This window comes from Rhodovulum viride, assembly GCF_003265965.1.
In the GTDB taxonomy this organism is placed as follows: Bacteria; Pseudomonadota; Alphaproteobacteria; order Rhodobacterales; family Rhodobacteraceae; genus Rhodovulum; species Rhodovulum kholense.
Map to the genome: position 1 here is coordinate 1 of NZ_MUAV01000256.1, position 278 is coordinate 278.

The following is a 278-nucleotide window of genomic DNA, read 5'->3' on the forward strand; positions in this document are numbered from 1 at the left end:
CCGTCTGGTTCGATCCCGAGATGCAGTGGGACGCGGTCCCTTCCGGACGGCGCGGCCGCCAGCAGGCCTACAGCGACGCCGCGATCCAGGCCTGCCTGACCCTCAAGGTCCTCCTCGGGCTGCCGCTTCGGCAGGCGACCGGTTTCGTGGCGAGCTTGCTGGAACTGTCCGGGCTTGGCTGGTCGGTGCCGGACTTCAGCACCCTGTCGCGCCGCCAGAAGACCCTGGACGTGACCATCCCGTATCGCGGATCCAAGGGGCCGCTGCACCTGCTCGTG

The 278-nt window shown here is 69.4% G+C and carries 1 protein-coding gene; it reads left to right on the forward strand.

The genetic code is table 11. The annotated features are described in order from the left end of the window. The coding region (locus BYZ73_RS22090; protein WP_146746437.1) for a transposase at positions 1–278 on the forward strand (278 nt) is incomplete at both ends.